Here is an 18389-nt window from a genome sequence, read left to right on the forward strand (position 1 = left end):
GCCGGTCATCCTCGGCCAGTGCCGGACGCTGTCGCAAGGACCGACCACCATGGCAGGACGCATCGCCACGATCGTCAAGGGCTATCCGCGGCTGTCGGAGACCTTCATCGCCCAGGAAATCGCCGGGCTCGAGGATCGCGGCGTCGCCCAGCTCATCGTGTCGCTGCGCCAGCCGGCCGAGAAGCGGGTGCATCCGGTGCATCAGCGGATCAATGCCGAGATCCTCTATCTGCCGGAATATCTGAAGGACGATCCGGCGCGGGTGCGGGCCGGCCGCGCCTTTGCCGAGCGTCAGCCGGGTTATCAGGCGGCGCGGGCGATGTTCGAGGCCGATCTGAAGCGCGACCCGACCGCCAACCGCCACCGGCGCTTCGGCCAGGCCTGCGTCCTCGCCCGTGAGCTGCCCGACGACATCAACTGGCTGCACACCCATTATCTGCACACGCCGGCCTCGGTGACCCGCTATGCCGCGACAATCCGTGGGATCGGCTGGTCGTTCTCTGCTCACGCCAAGGACATCTGGACCTCGCAGGCCTGGGAGCTCACCGAGAAGCTGGGCTCGGCCGCCTTCGGAGTGACCTGCACGCAGGTCAATCTCGACTATCTGCAGTCGCTGGCTCCCGAGCCCGGGCGGGTCGAGCTGGTCTATCACGGGCTCGACCTGTCCGGCATCGAGCCGCCGGAGCGGGGGGCGCGCGGCGAGCGCCCGTTCCGCATCGTGTCGGTCGGCCGCACGGTGGAGAAGAAGGGGTTCGGCGATCTGATCCGCGCGCTCGCCCGGCTGAAGGATCGCGACTGGACCTTCGATCATGTCGGCGGCGGCGCGATGACCGCCAGGCTGCAGCAACAGGCCGACAAGGCCGGGATCGGCGACCGGATCACCTGGCACGGAAGCCGCGAGCGCGAGCATGTCTTCGGACTGCTGGGGCGTTCGGACCTGTTCGTCCTGCCCTCGCGCATTGCCCGCAGCGGCGACCGCGACGGCCTGCCGAACGTCCTGATGGAGGCGCAGGCGCACCGCCTGCCGGTGGTCTCCACGAAGGTTTCGGCGATCCCGGAACTGGTCGAGGACGAACGCACCGGCCTGCTCGTCGCGCCGCGCGACCCCAGGGCGCTGGCCGAGGCCATGGCGCGGCTGATGGACGATCCGGAGCTGGCCGCGCGGCTGGCGGCGGCCGGCGAGCGCCGGGTGCGCGAACGCTTCTCGCCGAAGCCCGGCATCGACCGGGTGGCCGCGCTCCTGAAAGCGACGCCCGCCCGGAACGCCGCGTGAGCCCTGCCGACTACCCACTGACGCGCCGGCAGCTGGACGCGGCCGCCGCTGCCGGTGTCGAGCTTGCCTTCTGGTGGCGCGACGACGACGCCCGGGGCGCAACGCCGGAGCTCGCGCGCCTTCTGGCGCAGCGCCGGGAGACCGGCGTGCCGCTGGCGCTGGCGGTGATCCCCGACGGAGCCCGGCCGGATCTCCTCGATGGCATGACGCCGGAGGACGACATTCGTCTGTTCCTGCACGGCTGGTCCCATGCCAACCACGCGCCGGCCGGCGAGAAGCGCGCCGAGTTCGGCGATCATCGCCCGGTGGCGGCCATGCTGGAGGAGATCAGGCGTGGGCGCCACCGGCTTGCCGCGCTCGCCGACGAGCGGTTCCTGCCGGTCTTCGTGCCGCCCTGGAACCGGATCGACCCCGGCATGGCCGCCCGGCTCGGCGAAGCCGGCCTGCCGGGCCTCTCCATTTTCGCCAAGCCGGCATCCCGGCATCGCGTCCACACCCATCTCGACCTGATGGACTGGCGTGCAGGCCGGGCGCAGGACGCCGCGACGCTCGACAGGCTGCTGGCCGCGCAGATCGCCGTGCGGCTGACAGGTGAGGGGGAAACGCCGGCCAGTATTCCGTCCGCCGCGCCGATGCATCCAGATACGCCAACGGAGGCGTCGGCCCGTACGCCTGCCGGTGGCGCTGACCCCGTGGCGGGCGAAACATCGGCCACTGTTCCGTCCGCGGCGCGGATGCACCTGGGCATGCCAGCGGAGACGCCGGCGCGCACACCTGCCGGCGGTGCTGACCCCATGGCGGGTGGAACATCTGCCGCTAGTCCCTCTGCCCCAATACGCCGGGACACGCCTGCCGCGGCGCCGATCGGTACGCTTGTCGGTGGTCCTGGGCCCGTTGGGTGGCCGCCCTCAGAGACGCAGCCGATCGGCCTTCTGACCCATCACCTCCAGCATGACGCGGCGGCGTGGGAGCGCCTCGCGGCGCTGCTCACACTGCTTGCGCCACGCCCGGGCGTCGTCTGGCCAAAGCTGCCCGACCTGTTCGCCCTGCAACCGGTGACAAGACCCCGCACCTGACGGCTGAGGGCCGAGCGCGGCTCACCCGTGGCGCCGTTCCGGAGTGGCCGACGTGTCGTCCGGCAGCGGATGCCGCAGGATGTGCCTTGGAAGCGGGAATGCGCGGCGGCCTTGGAGACCTGGCAGGGCAATTGTGCCGTGAGCCGGGCGAGCGCGACCGGCCATCGCGCCGCAGCACGAGGAACGACGACGTTCCTTCGCGCGCAGTCTCAGCGAAGGACCGCGAGGCTCTTCACGCGCCCCGAATGCGGCCCCGCGGTGAAAATCGTGTCGCGGGGCCCTTGTGCACGCGGCCCCGGCTTTGATAAGAGACCGGCGCGCTCGCAAGGCGCCGACCAATGCCTCGGTTGATTTGAAGCCGCACCGTCCGGACGCCCGTCGTCCCCACCCGGCGCGACACCTTCGAACAGGATGGTCCCGACCGACGGGGCAACGGCCGGAGAGGTGGCAGAGTGGTCGAATGCACCGCACTCGAAATGCGGCATACGTGCAAGCGTATCGGGGGTTCGAATCCCCCCCTCTCCGCCATGCCTAAGCCATTGATTTTACCTATCTGAAACGTCCGGATTCTCCGCCTTCCTGTCACAGCGCCCTGTCACGTTTTTTTCGGGCGTTGTTACTTGCAAGATTCCCTCACACCCTTCGTCGGCAGGCGCGGATCAGTCTTCTGGTTCCGCAAACCGGTCCCGGTCGATCTGATCGCGCGCCTCGGCAAGTCGGACATCCGGCGATCGCTGCGAACCTGCGATCGTCGGACCGCGACAAGACGGGGTTGGGCGCTGGTGCGTGCGGTAGAGGAAGCATTCGAGACGTTGAGGAGCGCGGGGCTTGGCCCCGACGCTCGCTTGGCGTTCGGTGCTATTCTCGACCACGTCATGAATGAATTCGACGCCCGGCAGGAGCGTTGGGTGGAACGGGCAAAGTACCGTTACCTCGTCGATCGCCTCGTCGGAGATCAGCCGCTAGTTCCTCCTTCGATGCCGGTCGCTAAATGTCCACTGCTTGAAGAGGCTCTGAACCCTCCCTCATCCCTTACGAGCGAGTTGGAGATTGCCCACTCTGCAGAGGGAATGGGCGCCAGCCTGACGGAGGAGGGCATCTCCATTCCTGCTCGCTCTCCGATCTCCGCTGCCGATGTCGCAGCGCTCATCGAGAACGGCATCGAGGCGGCAATCAAGCGAGCCTTGGCACGCCCGGGATCGGAAGATTTGCTATCGTCGCGGGTTCCCGCCTTCCTCGAGAAAAAGCGAGAAGAGCTGGGCCCCAAGGCCAAGCACCTCGCCGATTATCCTGGCCGCATCGCGGTCTTGGTGGCCATCGTAGGGGACAAGCCGATCGGGAGCTACAGTATCGAAGACATGCACCGATTCCGTGATGTTGTGGACCAGATACCGGTCAAGGCGAAGCAGCGTTTCAAGACGGATGATCCGCTTCTTCAGATACGAAAGAACGCGGAACTCGCGATGCCCGTGCCGAAGATCGACCCGATCACCGTCGATGCGAAGTACCTGTCGCCGATCAAGACCCTGTTTTCCCATTTCGTCACGCTCGGTCTGATCGAAAGGAACCCGCTGCTTGGCGTCTCCTCGAAGCGGGTAAAGGGTGACGACGGTCTGGCGATGGGTGAGTCCGAGGAACGCCTCCCCTTTGAATCCCACCATATGCCTGCGCTTCGCGCCATCGCGGACCGGAAGCCCAAGAACACTCCAGATTATTGGTGGATCCGCGTGCTGCCACGCACGAGGCTGCGGCTTGATGAATTTGCGGTCCTTTCACCGCTCGACATCCGACAGATAAACGGCCGGTGGTGCATCGATCTGCTTTATCTCGACAATGGCGATCCGGTTCATCGCGAGCGCCGCAGGGAGCTTGACCTGAAGACGCCGAGTTCTCGTCGGGTGGTCCCGATCCACCCAGCCCTGATCGCGGACGGCTTTCTTGAATTCGTCGAGAAGCGCCGAGAACGTGGAGGGGACCGCGTGATGCTGTTTCCTCAGTGCAAACCAGACAAGTACGGCTGTTACTCCGCCGCGTTGTCGAAACGCCTCGCACGGCAGATCGACGATGTCACGACCGACCCGCGCCACGTCGCGCATTCGACGCGGCACAATTTCGCAGCGGCTTGCGACGCGGCCGGCGTCCCCGAATCTGTCCGTGAAAAGTTCATGGGCCACGCAATCGAGGAAGAGGGCGTCCCGGACCGAACCCGTAGCTCGCGGAGAAAACTTAAGCGCCGGTACGGCTCGCCTCTGCCGTCTTCGGAGGAGATGGCTTGGATTGAACGTCTCAAGATCTAGCCTGATGGCCGTAAGATCGGGCGTGAGGGGCTATCACCAGAACGTCTTTCCACCATTTCGCCACATTATACCCTTGAACGATATAGCTTTTAGCGTAGACCGGAAGTTGCAGTCTATCATTGCATACTGGCCCAGAAACATGTCGTTCGTTCTGCGTACCATCGAAGCTTTTCCGCGGGGACGGACCACGCAGCAGATCCTGACCTTGCTCGATGTCGACTTTGATCCTCCCAAGCGTCTCGCCGTGCAGGGGGAAATCGAAAACCTCCTCGCCGAGGGGCTTATTCGCCGCGATCGTGGTGGACGCTGGCGGCCAGTCCGAAAGTTCCTGCCTCGCAGCCCCGACGTAAAAGACAGTGCCGATTCGACGGGCGCGCTCGTCGAGCCATTGGTGCTTCGCGCGGCCGGAGCGCGCTTTGAAGCGATTGAGCAGGCCGACACTCCTACGAGTAGTACGCAGCCCGTGCAGACAGTGCAGCCACGAGCGCTCCTGCAATATTATCGCGCCGCGTTGCGGGCTGATCCGCGCGGGGCGATCACCCAGACGCCTGATCGCCACGGCGTATCATGGCATCTGGTTGCGGGGCGCGGCCCGCTTTGTCCGGAAAACGGACATGTTCAGCGGCTGGAGATCCGACTCGACGCGCTGGCGAGCGAATTCCGCGAGGCGTTGCTGCGGCGCGAAGGCCATGAAAACACGCTCGCGATCGGCTGGCCGCTTGCGCTCGGCGCTCATCAGGGGGTCCCTGCCGTCTGGCCGGTTGGACTGATCGCGGCCCGCCTGGAGCGGGATGAGGGGCTGCTGGTCGTTGAAGTCGACAGCGACGACGTTCTCGTCAATCCCGACTGGCTGGCTGCGGCGGGACGCGGCACCGCTTGGAGCAGGAGCGATTTGTCGAAGCTTTTCGCAGGAGCCGACGGTAGTGGCTTGCCGCAGTCAGTCTTCGCCGATCGACTAGGCGAAGCGATGGCGAGCCGAACCGCCGGTAGATTGACTGGCCGCAACATGGTTGGTGAACTGACGCTGCGACTGGATGGTCAAGCGGCCGCTCGCATCTTCGATATGGCGGCGCTCTTCCTGTCGACTGACAACACCTTCACGGCTGCTGCGGCGCGCGATCTCGACACGCTGTCCGGCTGGCCGGATGCGAAAATTGCGGCTACAGCGCTCGGATCGCTGCTGGGGATGCCGCGGCCTGCGGTCGAGGCAAACGGTTTCGAAGTGCCGCCCGCGATCAATATTGGGTCGGTGAATAGCGAACAGATCGTCGCGCTGCGCGCCGCTTGCACAGCGCCGCTCTCTGTTGTCACAGGCCCTCCCGGCACTGGCAAGAGCCAAGTGATCGTGGCGATGGCGGCTTCCGTCATCGCTGCGAATGGCAGCGTGCTTGTCGCCTCGAAGAATCATCAGGCGCTTGATGCTGTCGAAGGACGGCTGCGCGCCATTGCGCCCGACGCGCCGTTCATGGTGCGCACGCTTGATCCGGCGCGTCAGGTTGATCTTTCCTTCAACAAGGCTGTGCAGGAAATGTTGTCGGAGGTTCCAGCCTTCGCGGTTCGGCCGGACCGGAGTGTCTGGGATCAACTTGTCGAGGCCGCCGCGCGCCGTGATGCCGTCCTCGACCGGATCGGAGAGCGCACACAGCTGCATCTGCAGCTTTCGGCCCTTTGCGAAGAGGTAGAGGCGCTGAGGACCGTGGAACGGGCGCTGGACAAAACCGCTGGGGAAATTGCGGCGCCGCCGTCCCGCTCATTCTGGCAGCGACTGACTTCCGCAGTTGAGAGATGGCTGCGTGGCGGGGGCATTCAGGTCGCCTGGGCGGATCCGCTCGTTTCGAGTCAGCGGCGCATCTCGGAGATTGAACGGCGGCTCATCGCTATTCCCGAAACGGGGGACGATCCGGTCGCATTGACAGACAGCATCGCGGGCCTCGTCGCAAACTGGCTGCCGCGTCATCTTGCTGCGCGGTCCGTGCTTGCGGGCGAAAACCGCAAGTTGCTGGCCGACGAGAGCGATAGCCATGCGCTGTCAGGCGAACATGCGGCGGTGCCGCGCACGCTGTCTGATCTTGTCGTGGGGCACCGTCCGCTCTGGTTGGCTTCAGTGCTCGGCGCGCCTTCGCGCCTGCCGCTGCATGGAGGCCTCTTCGACCTGGTGATCTTCGACGAGGCCACGCAGTGCGACATTGCCTCTTCGCTGCCCCTTCTGGCCCGGGCGAAGCGCGCGGTGATCGTCGGTGATGACCGGCAGCTTTCCTTCATCCGCCAGATCGGTCTGGCGCAGGACCGCAATCTCATGCAGGCCCATGACCTGCCATTGGGAACGATGGCGCGCTTCTCGCAGAGCCAGAAATCCCTCTTCAGTTTTGCTTTCGACTGTGCAAGCGCGGAGCGGACCATGCTGCGCGACCAGTATCGCTCGGCGTCGCAGATCGTCGATTACATCAATCAGTTTTACGGGGGGCGTTTGCGCGCGGCCCATGTACCGGGTTCGCTGCGGTCGCCGCCCAATTTTCGGTCAGGCCTCGCCTGGGAAGACGTTCGCGCACCCGCGAGCGGCACCGCGGGTAACATCAACTGCAACGAAGTGGCGGCCATCGTACGTCACCTGCACGGTCTCCTGGTTGAGCAAGGCTATGACGGTACGATCGGCGTAACGACGCCTTTTCGTTCGCAAGCGGCGCTTCTGCAGGTCGAACTCGAAGCGGCGCTGCCGCAAGATGTGCGCGAGCGGTCAGAGTTGCGCATCGCGACGATCGACTCCTTTCAGGGGCAGGAGCGGGATGTCATCATCTTCTCTCCGACGGTCGGGCCGGCCAGTCCGTCAACCGGCATAACTTTTTTCGACCGTGAATGGCGGCGTCTCAACGTCGCCGTCAGTCGTGGGCGTGCGCTGACCCATGTCTTTGGCGATCTCACCTATGCAAGAAGTGGAGCGATCAAATCGCTTGCCAAGCTTGCCGCGTATGCGACGGAGCAGCGAAAGCGTTCGGTTGAAGGCAAGTTCGACAGTTCCTGGGAAGAACGGGTTTTCCATGAACTGAAGGCGCGCGGACTCGATCCGAAACCCCAATACGAAATCGCCGGACGCTTTCTTGATTTTGCGTTGTTTGGGCAAAACGGCGTCCGGCTCGATCTTGAGATCGACGGGCGCCAATGGCACGCAGACATCGACGGGAACAGAAAGATGGGTGATCTCTGGCGCGACCATCAGCTTAGGTCCCTGGGGTGGCGCGTGCGTCGCTTCTGGGTAGACGAACTTGCCAAAGACATGGAGGGATGCCTTGACTGGGTCCATCACGACCTTTCGTAAGGTCCGCACATCGACTCTTCTTGCCCTGCTGCTTTTGCTCGTAGTCGGTGCAGCCATCAGCGTTCTTTTCATCAAAATGAAGGATCTGGAGGAGAATTACGGGCCGATCAGGGCAGAGATCGAGCGGTATACGTCCGAGCGTGACCGGCTGCTAAACGAACGCAATGCACTCAATACTTCTTCCCTAGAGAAGTCTGAAGAAATCGATCGACTGAATATCCGCGTGGAAGCGCTCAAATCCGAGCTCGCTCAGGCTGACAGACGCCGCCAAGCTGAGGAGGAAGCGCTGAAGAGCCGCGCAGCGGCGATCGCGCAACTCGAGAAGCGCGCGACCGAAGCGCAGAACCTAATCGAGCAGAGCCAAGATACTCGTGCCGAACTGGAGCGATTGACCGAGGCAACTCGAACAGCTCGGACGGCGGTCGGTTCGCTCGAACGGCAAAAGGCGGCGCTGGCCGACGAAGTCGGCGCTTCCGGCGCCGAGCGCGATCGAGTCGCACAAGAGATCGAAGATCTTCGCCGTCAACGCGAAAGTCTTACAAGCCAGAGGGACTCCTTATCTCAGGATGTCAGCGACCTGCAGCGTACGAAGTCTGAGGTCGAGGCTCTGGAAGCTCGCCGCAAGGCGCTAGCCGATGAGATCGCACCCCTGCAGGCTCGCGCCAGCGCGCTGCCGAACCAAATCAGCGCTGCGACGGAGCGTCTGGCTGCGACGCGCGCTTCGATCGGCGACGCACAAGAAGAGCTCGACGAGACGACTAGGCAACGAGCAGGCATGCAGGCGCAGATAGAGCAATTGAGGACCACGGTCGACGGCCTGCAGTCCCGCCAGTCGACGCTGGAGGAAGAGGCTCATAAGGGACGACAGGCCTTGGCTTTATCGAACGAGCAACGCGCCGCTGCCGATGCGCGGCAGAAGGCGGCGGAGGACGCAGCATCCGTCGCCAGAGAGGAACTCGCGGGTCTGGAAGCGAATCTTGCCGAGCAGCGTGTCGTCCTGGGCGAGGTGAGAACGGATGTTGAAGCGGCGCGGCAGGAGAAGGAAAAGGCACAAGGCGTTCTTGCGGCGCTTGCCGCATCGATCGAAAAGCAGCGCGGTGTCCTCTCGTCTCTAGCCGAAGCGAAGACTGCCATGGCCGATGCCGATGCGCAGAAAAGCGCACTCGAAAGTCAGGTGGCGGCACTGCGAGCGGAGGCTGCGAAAAGTGCCCAAGAGAGCAGCCGCGAGGCAAGCGAACTGCAACGCATCCGAGAGACACTCGCCGATCTCAACGGTCGGCGCGGTTCCGTCGCTCAGGACATAGAGAACCTGACAGCGTGGCGCGAAGCCCTGCAGCAGGAAATCACGGCGTTGGAGGCTCGGCTCCCCGACGGGGCTATTGCTGAGCCAACGCCACAGCTGCCCGCCTCGGCGAGCCCCGGCGATAGCGCCGAGATCGACCGGAACTGATCATGACGACTTTCGAAATCTTTACCATCGTAGCCGGCTTTCTTGCGGCCATCGCCGTCTTCCAGATTTTCCTCGCGATTCGTCACGATCAGGTTGTGACGGCGCGAGGGCCGGTTGAGAGTCTCACGCTTCTGGAGGAGCGCATCGCCGCCAAGCGCAGCGATCTGGCCGAAGTCGAAGAGACACTCCGCAAACGGAGCGAAGCACTCGAAAATGTTGCGTCTTTCCAGGCAGAGGTAGATGCGCTGATACGTCAGCGGGACGACCTCATCGCGGAATGGAACTCCCGAGCGGAGCAGCGTGAAGAGGTCAGAGCTCTCCGCGAAGAGACGGAACAGGCGCTGAACGAGAAGCTGGCGGTTGATGGAGATCTGCGAAATGCGCGGGAGGAACTCGAAGCGGCGAACGACCGAATTGCCCAGGCCGAGAATCTCGATCAGCGTATCGCCGACCTTCGGGCCCAGTTCGCGTCATTGACTGCCGAAGCCGATGCGCTGCGGACCGAAAAGGCTCGGTTGGCCGAGGCAGTGGGGCAGGCCCGGCAGGCCGGGGAGCGCCTTCGCGAAGCTCAGCAGCAGCTACAGGAGATCGAGCGTCGTCGCGTGGACCTTGAGACGGCAACGACTGAGGCCGCCGCCGGTCTCGCAGATTGTCGGGGCGATCTGCGGGAGGTGCAGTCCGCGCGGGATGAGTCACGCCAACAGCTGATTAATGCACGCGCAGAGCATGAGCATCTCGAAGAGCGCCGTAATGCGTTGCAGATGAAGATTACTATTCTTGAGGCAGAAATCGAGGCGCATCAGCCTCAGCCAGGTAGGTCCAACGGATCGCCTGCGATTGATCCGCTTGCGGAACTGAAAATTGTACCGATGGTCATCGAGTCTCTGACGACTTGGCCGAAATCTGCCTTGATGGAAGAGGCAGATGCGCTCTCGCGCGTGGAGGAAAGGTTGCAAGCCACGGGGCTTTCGTTCCCGCAACGCATCGTCCATGCCTTCCACACGGCCATGAAGGTCAACGAGACGTCGCAGATGACAGTCCTTGCCGGCATCTCGGGTACCGGCAAAAGTCAGCTTCCGCGGGTTTACGCCGCAGGCATGGGGATCGGCTTCCTGCAGGCGCCGGTGCAGCCGCGTTGGGACAGCCCCCAGGATCTCATGGGGTTTTACAACTACATTGAGGGCCGATTCCGTCCGACCGACATGGCCCGTGCCCTCTTCAAGCTAGACTCAGCAAACAATCCGGATGCGCTAAAGGACCGGATGATGATGGTATTGCTCGATGAAATGAACCTCGCCCGCGTCGAATATTATTTCTCGGACTTTCTCAGTCGGCTGGAAAGCCGTCCGCCCCATGATCGCGTGACGAATAGCAACGCTCGCAAGGATGCCGAAATAGAATTGGAAATCCCGATGGCGAAGGGTGAGCGCGCGCCGCGTATCTTCCCGGGCTACAATCTTCTGTTCGCCGGGACGATGAACGAAGATGAGAGCACTCAGTCGCTGTCCGACAAGGTGATCGATCGCGCCAATGTCATGCGCTTTACGGCGCCGCGCCAGATCCAGCAGCAGAAAAGTCTTGGTGATCTGGCTTCTGAAGAGGCGTTGCCGCACAGCCGCTGGCGCAGCTGGGTGAAGCCCATTAGCGGAGCGGAGACACCGCCGCTCGTTGCCGTTGGGCTCAACTCTATGATGAATGTCATGAAAGGCTTCCATCGGCCGTTTGGTCACCGGCTCGGCCGTGCGATCCTCGCCTACGCGGCCAATTACCCGACCGCCAGCGGCGGCCAAATCTGGCACCGGGCGATGGCTGATCAGATGGAAATGCGCCTCCTGCCGAAACTGCGCGGTATTGAGGTCGATACGTTCGGCGACGAGTTCGACGAGCTTCGCCGCCTGGCCGATCATGACTTCAAGGATCAGGCCCTTGCTGAAGCAATCGGCCAGTCGGTTGAGGCCGCGCAGGAAGGTTCAGGTCAATTCACCTGGCTGGGTGTGGAGCGCTGATCGGTGCGCTTGTCGCGTCCATGGGCCAACGAGGGGATCGCCGACGCAACGTCGTTCGGCCCCGCAGACTGCCTCCTCTCGCTCGGATCTGAGGGCGCACGTGACTGTGTCGAGCTCATGCCTGCGCTCGTGCAGGCCAAAAGCGGCATGCTTGTCATTCACCCCTACCCGTCGCGTCGTTCGGTCGGATCTCGGCCCGACCGTTGCGGCTTCCCTGTTCGCCCGAGAAGCGGGCAGCCGATCCGCACGTCCGAGGAAGAGGCCGCTCATCTCGCGCTGCACCGGATGAACGAAGTGCTGGCTCGCGTTCAGGAACTCGGCGAGGCCCTGGATAACCCCGCGCAAGTCTGGCCCCGGCTTCGGAACGCATGGGAGCGTGCAGGCAAAGGCGATGACCCACGAATGGCGGAAATCGTGCGACAGGCGCGCGAGCTGTCCCATCTTATTCGGGATTTTCCGCGCACCTTGCGACGCATCTTGCGACGCAGTCGAGAGAAGGTCGTGCTGGATCGTGTGCAGGAAATGGATCGCGGCGCTATGCTGTGGCTCGCCCGTCAGCCCGGCCGGACCGTCGCTGAGCGCGCAGGTTCCGATCAGCGGATCATGGCGACGGTCCGGCGTGAGAACTATGACACGCTGGAGAACCGTGTCCTGAACGCCTATAGCCGCCTCGCAGCCGATGTGGCGCGCGAATGGCTCGCAGCCCATGAAAAGGCTCAGACCAGCCAGCGCTACCAGCGTGTCGCGGCCTTCCGCAGTGCCTGCAAGGCGCTCTCGCACTATCTCGACGGATTAGGAGTCGGCATCGCCGATAGGGCGGCAACGCCGAACTATGTTCTGATGCAGAACGCGGATTACCGGGCTGTTTTTGAAGCTTGGCGCCGGCTAATCGAGCGCGAGCGCGTGCTGGACGATCTCTGGGCCTGGCAAGCGGAAACGTGGACCGATTTTTGCGTGCTTGCGATCGTTCTGGCGCTGGAGGCGCTGCCGGACAGCATCTGCATTGCCCAATCGCCTATCGCCTGGCAGGACGAAGCCGTCACCGGACGTTGGTTTCGGCAGGACCGGCCAATTGCAGTGTTTTGGCTGCGGGAAGCCGATCTCGTCGTTGAAGTGCTAGCCCGGCCTGCAAATCCCTCGACGCGCCAGAAAAGAGCCCGTGCGACCGTCTCGCTCAAGATCAGTGCGCTGAGCGGGCTTGATGCGCCGCGGCGCGTCCTCGTCTGGACACCGCATGCAATGCAGCCGATTGAACCGGCGGGCGCCGCTCGTGAGGCGAAGGCGCTTCTCGCATCGCTCCAGTCGATCAATGACAACGAGATCCTTCGCGAGGGTCTGATCCTTACCCCGGGGCATGGCCGCTTCGATCACGCAACTTGCACCGCGGGGGCGGTGACGGTGGATAGTATTGCATTCGACGGTTCTGGTGCCCCGCTTCTTTCGGGCATGGCCGCTGTTGCGAAATTCGTGTCCGGAGCCGTGCGATGAACGGCCCGCGCAGGCTCTGCGGTTACGACATCAATGGCTGGCGCGATCGGGCTGCGCGCAATTGGATCATTCAGTCTGGCGAGGACGAGGACTTCGAAACGGACACGGTTCTGGAGACGGGGCCGAACCCCGCAATCGTCCGGTCCGCAGCCAACGGGACAGTCCGTTGGATCGGCGGCGTGCAGGCGGATCTGGCGCCGCACGGCCGGGGGGACGGATGGGGACAGATCGGCGCGATGGACCGGCGCGACCGGATGGATGCGATCCTCCTTCGTCGGGACGAAGACAGATCCGTCTTGCTGGCGGCGCTGATGACAGGTCTTGCCGATCGTTCCCGCGTCGGTGTTCTGTCCATAAATGACGATGCGAAGACGGACGATCTGACCCGCGAATGCTGGCTGCAGGCAATGCGCGCGGCGAAGGTCGAGATCCGCCATCTCGTCTGGCGTCCGGTCCTGGCAACCCTTGCCGCCATGGGGACTGGGAGCATCGAGGAGGGAATGCGGGTCGGCGTGATATGCCAGAGCGCCAAGGGCTTCAAAATCCAGCAGCTTCGGATTCGCCGAGAGGATGGCGACGGCATCATAGCACCCGAGCGACGGAGCGTCGGCTGTGAAGTGGCATCAGATGCTGGCTTCGAGAACCGATTGGCTGCCGCCCGCGCAATTCTTCGTCCGCAGCTCGATCGCGTGACCATAGCCCCAGAAGCGGTGCTGGCGAATGCGAGTCTGCCTGCAGCGCTGGCGCTTGGCATGGATCCGTTTGCGGAACTCGTCCGCCTGGCGAACGGTGGCTGGCACAGGCTGGAAACAGACGAGCCCTTGCCAGATACCGCCCCTTTCCTGTCGACAAACTTGCCTAGTTTCCTGTCGAGCTGCGATCTCGTTCTCTTCGAGACAGTGGGTGAGGGCAGCTTCGCACGCACTGTGGCCGGCGCGCTAGCCGACGCGCTGCCCGTTCCGCTGATCCACCTGCCTTCGGACAGTGTTGCTTCCGGCGCGCTTCTCGCTGCGCGCCGCGTGGATGCGCGTCAGACAGTCTTCTTCGACTTTCTTCCCGGTATCGATACGATCGTCAGTGGTCGGGAGGGTGCACAATCCTTTCCCCTTATCGATCCGGAGGAGACGCTACCGGCCGGACGGCTCTACCGCAGTCCCGCACCAGCTCAACTGGCCATCATTGCCGGCCAGTCCGGTTTCGACATTTGGCTCCGCAAGGAAACGGCGGAACTGCCGCGCAAGGCCCGGATCAAACTGGACAATCCAGTTGCCCAGACTACACCCATCGCGCTTTCCGTCGAACAGATGCCGGCCGCGGGCCGAGCCCGCATCGTTCTGGAATCGTCGGCACTTCCTTCTCAGGAAAGCATCGACTTCGATCAGGCAGAGCCAGTCGATCGACCCTGGCAGACGATCATCGACAGCCTCCAGCACCCGCCCCCTTCCATTCCGGAACGGATGGTGCTGCCTTGCGGCGAAGAGGCATGGGCAGGTGACGGTTATCGCTCAGGCCTCGGCAAACTGCTGCTGGAAACCTCACTGGTGCCTTCCAGCAAGGAGTGGGACAGCCTTTCCGGCCGCTTAGTGCAGCGGTCGCAAGGCCGCTACTGTCTGTCGTCTGATGGGGATGCGCCAGCCGGTGTCACGGAGGCAGACATTCGCCGCCTGGATCGGATCTCGGCTGTGGCAATGGGTGAGATCGAGGCGATGCTACGCGGCCGTCGGCCACTCGATACTGCGCCGCTGAAATTCCTGACCTGGCAATTTCGTCGCTGTCCGCAGGACCTGGTGCCTCATTTGATTGAGGCCATTAAAAACGAAGAGACGCCACTCGTTTCGGCGTCGCCCCACTGGATCCTGATCTGGCAGGGACTGGGCCGCAGTGTTCGTGAACGCGAAGACGAACGGGAAGTGCTACGTCTTGCCATGCGCAAGGCCATTCCAGATTGGAACTGGCGTAGGGAGACAGCCTGTGTTGCCTTCCTCCTGTCGCGTTCGGACACTGCCCCCAAGCATCTGGAGAGGCCCGATGTCGAACGCCTTGCCAAGCGGGTTCGCGGCGAATTCCGCGCGGAGTTCGGCAAGCAATACACGCGCTTCAATTACGCCCCGCTGCTACTCGCGGGTCTCCTCCGGTGGCGATTGAAAGAACCTTACGCTCTGATTGCCGGGCAGGATCCGGTCGCCACGAAGCTCAAATCCTCCGTCGATACGGCGATCGACGATATCTCCCGACGGTCAGAAGAAATCAAGAGTTCGAAGAAGATCCTGAAATTGCTTCGCGATATTGGCGATGAGCTGGAGGGAACCGGAACCAACCCGGATCTGCTGGCCGATCTGTTTACAATCTAGATTGGTTCAGGGAAAGATCATCAAGAAACTCTGATGCTGGTTCGACAGCGGTTACCAGCAGGCTCTCGCGCGCCCGTGTACACGCGACGTAGAGGAGGTGGCGCTCGGTCGCGTAGACGTCTGAGAGACTACTTGCGTCGGCTGCCTCGATCATCCGCTCCTGCGAAGGGATGACGCCTTCGTCGCAGGCCACAATCGCGACGGCGCGAAACTCCAGGCCTTTGATGTCATGCATGATCGCGAGCTGGATGGCCGATGCATCATCCGCACTCGTTGGTGCCGGAAGTCCGGCCGCATCGATCGCGGCCTTGGCGCGTTCGAACTGGAGCTCAGACCGGACGACGAGCGCAATCGAACGCGGTTCCATACCCTGCGACAGTCGTGCCGTAATCCACACCGCGACCGCGTCTCGTTCTGCATCGGTCGTCTCGAATACATGCACCGTGGGTTCGGGGCCCGTGAACAGGGACTGGACGCCGGTGCGAAGGTCTTCCGAACCGTCCGCTTCGACCAGGGACGAAGGCAGGAGGCCGTCGGCCTGCTGTCGGATCTGCTGGGAAGTTCTGTAGTTCACGCGTAGGGACCGTGACCGTCCCTGGATCTCGACACCCTCTGAGCGCCAGGAAAAGGCCGGGCGAAAAATGCGCTGTCCGATGTCGCCGGCGAAGAACAGCCCATTCGGTGTCCCGCCCGCGATCCTGCCAAGGATGCGGAGCTCCGCCGCCAGAATGTCCTGCGCCTCGTCGACGACGATGAAGTCGAACGGTGCTTCAACACCCTCCATGTGTCGCGCCAGCCGGTTCAGCATCGTCGCGTAGGTCGTGACACCAGCTGCGTCCAACCGCGTTCGTGCGATCTCGAAAGCCGTCCAGAGTGCTTCGCGGCGTTCGCCTGTCAGGCGCCGCTTGCGGCCCAGGCGCGGCAGGTCTTGATAGGTCTCGCGGTCCTCGATCTGGCGCCCGTCGACGATCAGCCGCCACTCGTCGATGAGGAAGCGGTCGTCAACCTCGAGTCCGGCCTCCGACTTGGCGGCAAGAAGAGCCGCGGCGACCTCCGCCTCGCTGGCCAGCGTGACCGGACCAATCAGCTTTTCATGCAGTGTCCGTGTCGCGGCAGGCAGATCTGTGATGGTGATCCGGCGGGTCAGATCATGATCGCCGCCTGTCAGTGTTTCGACCTTCTGCTTCAGCGATGCTGCGAGAATACTGTTGAACGTCGTCAGCAGGACATTCGCGCCCGGATTTTCGCGAGCCAGACGGACGGCACGATGCAGTGCCACGACGGTCTTTCCCGTCCCGGCGCTGCCGATGACACGGGCGGGACCGGCGAATTCGCGCTCGACGAATTCGCGCTGTGCCGGATGCAGGAAAACGGCCCAGGTTTCCCATGGCGCATCGAGTGCGCGCCGCAGGTCCGCCTCGTCGGTCAGCAGCCGGAAGTGGCGCTGTGCATCCGGATGGGCGAAGGGATCGGTGGTCGGGGCTGCCGGCGAGGGTTCGATGCCGGTGGCGAGGTTGAGAAGCGCCTCCATTGCCTCCGACGGGAGGTGCTCAGCCAAGGAGAAGATGGAGTCCTCGTCGACATCGCGAACGTCGCCGATCCAGTCCTCCGGCACGCCGCAGAGCATCAGCGTTGCCTCCGGCGTCTTCGCGAACAGTCGGGGCTTCGACTGCTCCTCGGCCACGTAAACCGGAACGACGATCTCCTCGATCGTCTCGCGGATCTCGACGAGTTGCGCCGCGCCGGTCACCGGATGCGTATCGAGTCGGTGGGTCTCCGCCCAGCGATAGGCCGTATCGTGATGAGCGACGAAGGCGAGTGTCGCCTCCTCACCCTTACGGTGCAGGACGATGCGGATGTCGGCATTGACGCGGGCCGTCCAGAAGCCCTTGTCGCGGGCCCTGTCCACCCGGTGCAGCGACAGGCCGGGCCGCGACAGGTCCATCTGCAAGTCGAAGGCCGTCTGCTTGGCGACGGCCTGCTCCTGGGCGGTGAGTTTGGCGAGCGAACTGGTGAAGCTGTTGGCGATGCGCAGGGTCATGAGCTTAGAATGGCGTCGTACTAGATGAATGCACGCTTTTTCGTTGCCCGACGTCATCGAATTGCAACCTATGCTGCTTCAGGTATCGTTTCATTTTCGATGGCACCTCAATCTGCACATCAGGAGTCAGAGACAGGAGCTGTCGCTCTTCGCTGCCGATCCGTGGTGAGATCAGCATTTTGCCGTCGTCGCTAAAAGAGATGAGATGTCGGTCGAAGAGCGCGTCCAGCGTAGCGATTAGTAATAATCCGTTCTCGGGACTGAGCCGTTCTCGATCACTCGATTCGTGCCATGCCTTGATGTGAGATGCTCGAAGAACTTCACTCAGGCCACAACCAGTGACCGCACACTTACCGTTCCAGCGCCTCATCAAGTCCGACCGAAACTTACCTTGTCCCCGCCGAGCGTCGATGAGGCTCTTTCTGGTAGTCGCCGGGAGATCCCTCGCATTGATGACCTCGACATCGGCCTCTTCGCTTCTTTCCGACTGATCTGAAAAAGGCAGAAAATCATCAAGAGCTGATGCCTGATCGGCGTTCAACAGCTCCGATGTCTTGTAGCGCGTCCCGAACCGCCGACCCTTGATCGCGTGGCCGTCGACAATGATCGGTCTCTCCCAAGCAAAAAAATCCTCGATCGGACAGAGCCATGTTGGGATCCACGAAGCGTCTTTTTCGAACCATTTATTTCTGAACGTACGCTTGTCGGAGCCTTTTTGAACAAATGGTAGGCGCCAAGCATCCTCCCAGAGCTCGCGTATAGCCGGTAACTTCTCTACGATAGCAAGTCTTCCAGCCAGATCTTCATGGAGGGAGATACAGTTTCGGGCTGTGGACATGATGGCCTGTCTTCCACCACGCGATGCGTAGAGATGCAGTGTGATTGGCTGACCATCGAAAACTATATCGGGCTTGGAAACCCGTTCTGAATGGAAGATCTTCATCGGACGACCATCGTGTTCCACGATAAGATCGGGTCGATGATTCCACTCCTCATGGCCATATCCGTTGTCTGCGGGATACCCGCCTTGAAACGGACCACCAGTCGGATGCCGATATCCTGCGTCGTTCCAGACGATCGGTTTCATAACAGTA

At 62.9% G+C, this 18389-nt stretch carries 10 protein-coding genes and 1 tRNA gene; 9 read left to right on the plus strand and 2 right to left on the minus strand.

What is annotated here, in order from left to right; translation table 11 throughout:
• Positions 1–49: 49 nt before the first annotated feature.
• The 9 genes from N7I30_RS08655 (at position 50) to N7I30_RS08695 (ending at position 15254) form a co-directional block, all read left to right on the plus strand.
• Positions 50–1273: a glycosyltransferase family 4 protein gene (locus N7I30_RS08655; protein ID WP_498638134.1), complete on the plus strand. Its 1224-nt coding sequence runs from the start codon at positions 50–52 to the stop codon at positions 1271–1273.
• Positions 1270–2349: a polysaccharide deacetylase family protein gene (locus tag N7I30_RS08660; RefSeq protein ID WP_498638136.1), complete on the plus strand. Its 1080-nt coding sequence runs from the start codon at positions 1270–1272 to the stop codon at positions 2347–2349. The genes N7I30_RS08655 and N7I30_RS08660 overlap by 4 nt, the downstream gene beginning before the upstream one ends.
• A 438-nt stretch (positions 2350–2787) precedes the next feature.
• Positions 2788–2877, plus strand: a tRNA-Ser gene (locus tag N7I30_RS08665).
• A 92-nt stretch (positions 2878–2969) separates the two neighbouring features.
• On the plus strand, positions 2970–4646 hold the full coding sequence (locus N7I30_RS08670; protein WP_498638138.1) for a DUF6538 domain-containing protein: 1677 nt from the start codon (positions 2970–2972) through the stop codon (positions 4644–4646).
• A 139-nt stretch (positions 4647–4785) separates the two neighbouring features.
• A complete protein-coding gene (locus N7I30_RS08675) occupies positions 4786–7959 on the plus strand; it encodes an AAA domain-containing protein (protein ID WP_498638140.1) in 3174 nt (1057 codons plus the stop codon).
• Positions 7931–9409: a hypothetical protein gene (locus N7I30_RS08680; RefSeq protein ID WP_498638142.1), complete on the plus strand. Its 1479-nt coding sequence runs from the start codon at positions 7931–7933 to the stop codon at positions 9407–9409. The genes N7I30_RS08675 and N7I30_RS08680 overlap by 29 nt, the downstream gene beginning before the upstream one ends.
• A gap of 2 nt (positions 9410–9411) precedes the next feature.
• The gene (locus N7I30_RS08685; protein WP_498638144.1) at positions 9412–11415 is read left to right on the plus strand and encodes an McrB family protein; all 2004 of its coding nucleotides are present in this window, start codon (positions 9412–9414) and stop codon (positions 11413–11415) included.
• A 117-nt stretch (positions 11416–11532) separates the two neighbouring features.
• Positions 11533–12903: a DUF2357 domain-containing protein gene (locus N7I30_RS08690; protein ID WP_498638146.1), complete on the plus strand. Its 1371-nt coding sequence runs from the start codon at positions 11533–11535 to the stop codon at positions 12901–12903.
• Entirely contained in the window at positions 12900–15254 is a 2355-nt protein-coding gene (locus tag N7I30_RS08695; RefSeq protein ID WP_498638148.1) for a hypothetical protein, read from the plus strand. The genes N7I30_RS08690 and N7I30_RS08695 overlap by 4 nt, the downstream gene beginning before the upstream one ends.
• Here N7I30_RS08695 and N7I30_RS08700 read toward each other — a convergent pair.
• Positions 15244–17295: a UvrD-helicase domain-containing protein gene (locus N7I30_RS08700; protein WP_498638150.1), complete on the minus strand. Its 2052-nt coding sequence runs from the start codon at positions 17293–17295 to the stop codon at positions 15244–15246. The two genes, N7I30_RS08695 and N7I30_RS08700, sit on opposite strands and share 11 nt — an antisense overlap.
• A gap of 4 nt (positions 17296–17299) precedes the next feature.
• A complete protein-coding gene (locus N7I30_RS08705) occupies positions 17300–18382 on the minus strand; it encodes an HNH endonuclease (RefSeq protein WP_498638153.1) in 1083 nt (360 codons plus the stop codon).
• Positions 18383–18389: the final 7 nt, after the last annotated feature.

Source organism: Aurantimonas litoralis (genome assembly GCF_026153195.1).
GTDB classification, from domain to species: domain Bacteria; phylum Pseudomonadota; class Alphaproteobacteria; order Rhizobiales; family Rhizobiaceae; genus Aurantimonas; species Aurantimonas coralicida.